This window comes from Mucilaginibacter sp., from assembly GCF_028287845.1.
In the GTDB taxonomy this organism is placed as follows: Bacteria; Bacteroidota; Bacteroidia; order Sphingobacteriales; family Sphingobacteriaceae; genus Mucilaginibacter.
The window spans coordinates 1-6,336 of record NZ_JAQBOW010000085.1 but is presented as its reverse complement, the minus strand read 5'-3'; the positions used below and the strand labels follow the sequence as shown (position 1 = coordinate 6,336).

Here is a 6,336-nt window from a genome sequence, read left to right as displayed (position 1 = left end):
TTTTTAAAAATGCTATCGAAAAAAACTAAATATGCTATTAAAGCATTAGTAATTCTTGGGAAGAACACGGACAAACCTCCCATGCAAATTTCAAAGATTGCAGAACAAGAACGCATACCTAAAAAATTCCTGGAACAAATATTATTAGATATGCGCAATGCGGGTTTTTTATATAGTAAAAAGGGTGCCGGTGGTGGTTATGCGCTTAATAAAGATCCAAAAGATATTTACCTGGTTAGCATAATGCGTATTACCGATGGGCCTATTGCTATGGTGCCCTGCGCAAGTTTAAACTTTTATCATAAATGTGATGAGTGCCACCAGGAAACCACTTGTGGCATACGCGATGTATTTATTGATGTACGCGATGCTACGTTAAAAATATTATCAGAAACAAGTATTGCTGATATTATTAGCCGGGAAAATACACTTATCCACGTTTAACGTTTTTTCATCTTAATGTTAAAAAAAGCATATTTTTTAAACAATATTCTACCAATTCCATATACTATATATATATTTGGCAATAAAAATGCAGGTTGTAGGGGTATTTGACCGTATCAATACTGATACTTAAATATAGCAAAAGGATGCAATTTAATATATTTGCATAAGCAAGCCCCTAAGGCATTTTTTTAACGTACAAATATAAAATACTATGCAAAGCTTCAGAACAGAGCTGGAGAACCCGATTGTTGAGAAAGACATAATAGATCTTGAAAAAAAGATCAGGGCTTTTCGTGAAGGAAAAATACATGACGAGAAATTTAGAAGCTTGCGTTTGGCAAGAGGAGTTTACGGCCAACGCCAGCCAGGTGTGCAAATGGTGCGTATTAAATTACCTTTTGGCAAAGTAACTTTTAAACAACTTTTACGCATAGCCGATATATCTGACGAGTATGCAAGCAGTAACCTGCATTTAACTACCCGCCAGGATATACAAATACATTATGTTAGTCTTGATCGTACTCCACAATTATGGGCCGACCTGGAAAGAGACGATATAACCTTGCGCGAAGCATGTGGAAATACGGTAAGAAATGTTACCGCCTCACCTAACGCCGGGATCGATCCAAAAGAGCCGTTTGATGTATCGCCATACGCACAAGCTACATTTGAATATTTTCTGCGTAACCCTATTTGCCAGGACATGGGCCGTAAGTTTAAAATATCATTTTCGTCAAGCGATGAAGACACCGCCTTTTCCTACATTCATGACATAGGTGTTATACCAAAGATAAACAGCAATAATGAGCGTGGCTTTAAGATAATGCTTGGCGGAGGCTTGGGCGCACAACCCATACTGGCAAGTATTGTAGAAGAATTTCTACCCGAAGATCAACTAATACCTTACATAGAATCTGTTATACGCGTATTTGACCGTTATGGCGAACGGAATAACCGTAACAAGGCCCGTATGAAATATCTCATACAAAAGCTGGGATTGGATGAAGTATTACGCTTAACTAAAATAGAAAGAACTGCCAATAAGGTAAAAAGTTACAAGATAGACAGGGATACAATAGTTATGCCTGCCCTGCCGCAACAAACAACCTATCCGCAAGTTGAAATAAGTAACCCCTTACGTTATGAGCAATGGTTGGCTACCAATGTGTTCGAACAAAAGCAGGAAGGCTTTTATGGCGTATATATTAAAGTTGTTGTTGGTGATATCCCTTCTGATGTTGCACGTAAGTTGGTGGCTGTTTTGGAGCCCCTTGTGGCTGACGAAATACGCATTACCCAAAACCAGGGTTTAATGTTAAAATATGTTCGTAAGGAAGCATTACCGGCATTATATAACGGGTTAACAGAATTAGATTTTTCGGCCCCGGGCTTTGATACTGTGGCTGACGTTACCACCTGCCCCGGTACTGATACCTGTAATTTGGGTATATCAAACAGCATGACCTTTGCGCGGGTATTGGAAGATCTGATTTACAATGAATATGAAGAGCTGATTTACAACCGAGACATAAAAATAAAAATAAGTGGCTGTATGAACTCATGCGGTCAGCATGGGCTGGCACATATTGGGTTTCATGGCAGTTCGCTTAAAGCCGGTGCAAAAGTGTTGCCATCTATGCAGGTTATGCTGGGCGGCGGTACAGTTGGTAATGGTGTTGGCCGTGCTGCCGAAAGAGTTATTAAAGTTCCTGCAAAACGCGCGGCTCAGGTGTTACGCGATGTGTTGGATGACTATAAGGCCAATTCAATTGCCGACGAGATATTCCATAATTATTATGACAGGCAAGGTAAAGATTACTTTTACCAGTTATTAAAACCACTTGCAGACCTTACTACTTTAACCGATGAGGATTTTGTTGACTGGGGTCACCAGGAAACTTACGTATCTGCTATTGGTGTTGGTGAATGTGCCAGTGTTATAATTGATCTGGTAGCTACCTTATTATATGAGTCTGACGAGAAATTAGGTTGGGCGAATGAATCATTTACAAATGGTGCATGGTCTGACGCTATATATCATTCTTACAATGTGTTAATTGGCTCGGCAAAAGCTTTATTGTTAGATAAAGGTGTGAGTAGCAGCACACAAGCTGGTGTAATACGCGAATTTGATGCACAGTATGTTGCTACAAATGAAATTGAATTGAACACTAGCTTTAATGACCTGGTATTGCAGATCAATCAAAACGAACCATCTGAAGAATTTGCTACGGCCTATAAAGCCTCCGCGACAGCATTTTTAGAAACAGTGAAAGCAAAAAGAGAATCAGTATTACAATCATGAACAATGAACCAAGGATCACTTTAGTTGGCGCAGGGCCGGGTGATGCCGACCTGATAACCCTGAAAGGGATAAAAGCGTTAAAAACAGCCGATGTTGTTTTATATGACGCTTTAGCTAACGAAGAGTTATTAGAATTTGCTCCTGCACATGCAGAAAAGATATATGTAGGTAAACGCTCTGGCGACCACTCCTATTCACAAGATGCTGTAAATAAATTACTGGTTGATTATGCCATTAATTACGGTCATGTTGTAAGACTTAAAGGCGGCGATCCGTTTGTGTTTGGCAGAGGATATGAGGAATTGGATTATGCAGCCGCGCACAATATACCGGCACAGGTTATTCCCGGTGTGTCCAGTTCTATTTCAGTTCCTGGTTTGCAGCATATTCCTGTTACCCATCGTGGTTTAAGCGAAAGCTTTTGGGTGGTAACAGGTACCACATCCAGCGGCAATATATCAAATGATGTTTATGAAGCCGCCCGCAGCAGGGCTACAATTGTAGTGCTAATGGGCATTCATAAACTGGCAGAAATTGTTGAAATATTTAAAAAAGAAGATAAACACAAACTACCTGTAGCTATAATTCAAAACGGTTCGACCGCGAAAGAAAAACTGGCTATTGGTGTTGTAGATACAATTGTTGAAATTGCTAAGAAGGATGAGATCACTTCGCCGGCTATTATTGTATTTGGCGAAGTAGTGGCATTGCACCCTTTGTTCCAATCACGCAGAAAACTATATGACGCTGTTACCCGGAAATAATGCACTAACTGCTGTTCAGGATGAAAAAGCCGGAGGCAATCAGCTGTTCCCGGTTTTTTTAAAACTGAACGAATTGCATACAGTGCTTATTGGTGCGGGTAATGTTGGTTTAGAAAAATTAACAGCTATTTTGCACAATAGCCCAAATGCAAAAGTTACAGTTATTGCCGAAAGCGTTATTCCTGAGGTCTATAATCTATCCTACCCCGGTATAAAAATTATCCAAAAATCTTTCAACGATGATGATCTGGATAGTGCTGATATAGTTGTTGCCGCCACAAACGATTCACAATTAAACAATTACATCAGAGAATCAGCACATCAGCGTAAACTACTGATCAATGTAGCCGATAAGCCTGAACTATGTGATTTTTATTTGGGCTCCATCGTACAAAAAGGCGATCTGAAAATTGGTATATCAACCAACGGAAAATCTCCTACCATCGCCAAACGGCTTAAACAGGTTTTAAACGAAAGCTTACCTGCCGAACTGGATACTACGTTACAGCAAATGAGTGAACTGAGAAATTCATTAACCGGCGATTTTACCTATAAGGTTAAAAAATTAAACGAAGTAACCTCGGTATTACTGGAACCAAAAATTGTTCGTAAAAATTTTCAATGGTTAATCTGGTTATCAATAATTTTTTCTTTGGCTGTTGGTATAACAGGACTATGGGCTAACGAGCCTGCATTTAAAAGCTATGTACAGGAAATTAATCCGGTATTCTATTACTTTTTAGGAGCGGGTTTTGTATTTGCCTTAGTTGATGGAGCCATTGGCATGTCATATGGTGTTACATCTACAACATTTTCTTTAACAATGGGCATACCTCCTGCTTCAGCGAGTATGGGTGTACACCTTTCAGAAATATTAAGTAATGGCATAGCCGGATGGATGCATTATAGAATGCATAATATTAATTGGCGCTTGTTTAAGATGCTTTTAATTCCGGGGATCATCGGCGCCGTATTAGGCGCTTATATTTTATCATCTTTAGAACATTATAGCCAATATTCAAAACCTGTAGTTTCTATATACACGCTTATTTTAGGGATAGTAATATTTTCTAAAGCGCTAAATTTAAAGCGCAAAAGAACCGGTGAAAAAATAAAAAGAATTCCATTACTGGGCTTTGGCGGTGGGTTTATTGATGCAGTTGGTGGCGGCGGATGGGGTTCTATTGTATTGTCTACATTAATTGCCGGCGGGCGCCATCCCCGGTTTTCATTAGGTACGGTAAAATTATCCAGGTTTTTTATAGCGTTAATGAGTTCATTAACCTTTATTACCATGCTAAACGGTGCGCATTGGGAAGCAGTTGCAGGGTTGGTTTTTGGCAGCGCATTAGCAGCACCCATAGCAGCTAAAATATCAAATAAAATATCTACCAAGGCAATAATGATGTCAGTAGCGGTAATAGTAATATTGATAAGCCTGCGAAGCATCATTGTTTTTATAACTAAAATAATATAATGAGTGAATCAGCAGAAAATATAAAGCAACTAACAACCGGTTTAGAACCGGTTGAAGCTTTGGCAAAATTAGCTGAACTTTTCCCTGGCGAGATAGTGTTTTCCACCAGTTTTGGCTGGGAAGATCAGGTTATTACGCACATGATTTTTGCTAATAAATTGCCTATAAAAGTATTTACGCTGGAGACTGGCCGCATATTTCCGGAAACTTACTATGTTTGGAACCGCACAATGGAGATATACGGGCAGCCTATTTATGCCTATTATCCACAGCACGCGGCCGTGGAGCAAATGGTAAATGCAAAAGGGCCAAACAGCTTTTATGAATCGGTGGAGAACCGCAAGGAGTGCTGCGGGATACGTAAAGTGGAGCCATTAAGCCGTGCGCTAAACGGAAATAAATGCTGGATAACCGGTATCCGTGCAGAACAATCTGTAAACAGGGCGGATATGCATAATGTAGAATGGGACGAGCAGCATAACCTGGTTAAATTCCACCCTATTTTTAGCTGGACGCTGGATGAAGTAAAAGAATACGTTAAAAAATATAACATACCTTACAATACTTTGCATGACCGGGGTTTCCCAAGTATTGGGTGCCAACCATGTACAAGAGCAATAAGAGAAGGTGAAGATTTTAGAGCCGGCCGCTGGTGGTGGGAAGACCAGTCAAAAAAAGAATGCGGCCTGCATGAGTTAATAATTGATAACAAATGAGCAAACACAACCAACTGGATTATTTAGACGAGCTTGAAGCAGAAGCCATACATATTTTGCGTGAGGTGGCCGGCCAGTTTGAGCGCCCTGCGCTTTTATTTTCGGGAGGAAAAGATTCGATAACACTGGTGCGTTTGGCCGAAAAGGCTTTCCGTCCGGGTAAGTTTCCTTTCCCGCTGGTACATATTGATACCGGTCATAACTTTATTGAAACTATTGAGTATCGGGATGCCATGGTTAAACGCCTTGGCGAAAAACTGATAGTTGGCAGTGTGCAGGATTCTATAGACCAGGGCAAAGTAGTTGAACAAAAAGGAAAAAATGCCAGTCGTAACGCTTTACAAACTGTTACCCTGCTGGATACTATTGCTCATCATAAATTTGATGCCTGTATTGGTGGCGCGCGTCGTGATGAAGAAAAAGCACGCGCTAAAGAACGTATCTTCTCAGTTCGTGACGAGTTTGGCCAATGGGACCCAAAACGCCAGCGCCCCGAATTATGGAACATCTATAATGGAAAAATACATAAAGGCGAGAACGTACGCGTGTTTCCTATAAGTAACTGGACAGAATTAGACGTTTGGAACTATATCCGCAGAGAAAAAATAGATCTGCCAACTATATATT

Annotated in this window: 6 protein-coding genes; all 6 read left to right on the top strand. The window is 40.2% G+C overall.

Going from position 1 to position 6,336, the window contains the following annotated elements:
- Positions 1–9: 9 nt before the first annotated feature.
- On the top strand, positions 10–444 hold the full coding sequence (locus JWP71_RS08340; RefSeq protein ID WP_299498543.1) for an Rrf2 family transcriptional regulator: 435 nt from the start codon (positions 10–12) through the stop codon (positions 442–444).
- 214 nt (positions 445–658) lie between these two features.
- Positions 659–2,752 carry a nitrite reductase gene (locus tag JWP71_RS08335; protein ID WP_299498541.1) on the top strand — a complete coding sequence of 698 codons (2,094 nt, stop codon included), beginning with the start codon at positions 659–661 and terminating at the stop codon, positions 2,750–2,752.
- A complete protein-coding gene (gene cobA / locus JWP71_RS08330; RefSeq protein ID WP_299498539.1) occupies positions 2,749–3,516 on the top strand; it encodes a uroporphyrinogen-III C-methyltransferase in 768 nt (255 codons plus the stop codon). The genes JWP71_RS08335 and cobA overlap by 4 nt, the downstream gene beginning before the upstream one ends.
- The gene (locus JWP71_RS08325) at positions 3,494–4,993 is read left to right on the top strand and encodes a TSUP family transporter (RefSeq protein ID WP_299498537.1); all 1,500 of its coding nucleotides are present in this window, start codon (positions 3,494–3,496) and stop codon (positions 4,991–4,993) included. The genes cobA and JWP71_RS08325 overlap by 23 nt, the downstream gene beginning before the upstream one ends.
- Positions 4,993–5,709: a phosphoadenylyl-sulfate reductase gene (locus tag JWP71_RS08320; protein ID WP_299498535.1), complete on the top strand. Its 717-nt coding sequence runs from the start codon at positions 4,993–4,995 to the stop codon at positions 5,707–5,709. The genes JWP71_RS08325 and JWP71_RS08320 overlap by 1 nt, the downstream gene beginning before the upstream one ends.
- Positions 5,706–6,336, top strand: a 631-nt coding sequence (gene cysD, locus JWP71_RS08315; protein ID WP_299498533.1) for a sulfate adenylyltransferase subunit CysD, incomplete at its 3' end; no start/stop codon positions are given. The genes JWP71_RS08320 and cysD, both read left to right, overlap by 4 nt.

What these genes read in the sequence shown, in the direction of transcription:
- JWP71_RS08340 (WP_299498543.1), top strand. Translation starts at nt 10, where the DNA reads ATGCTATCGAAAAAAACTAAATATGCTATTAAAGCATTAGTAATTCTT.
- JWP71_RS08335 (WP_299498541.1), top strand. Translation starts at nt 659, where the DNA reads ATGCAAAGCTTCAGAACAGAGCTGGAGAACCCGATTGTTGAGAAAGAC.
- cobA (WP_299498539.1), top strand. Translation starts at nt 2,749, where the DNA reads ATGAACAATGAACCAAGGATCACTTTAGTTGGCGCAGGGCCGGGTGAT.
- JWP71_RS08325 (WP_299498537.1), top strand. Translation starts at nt 3,494, where the DNA reads ATGACGCTGTTACCCGGAAATAATGCACTAACTGCTGTTCAGGATGAA.
- JWP71_RS08320 (WP_299498535.1), top strand. Translation starts at nt 4,993, where the DNA reads ATGAGTGAATCAGCAGAAAATATAAAGCAACTAACAACCGGTTTAGAA.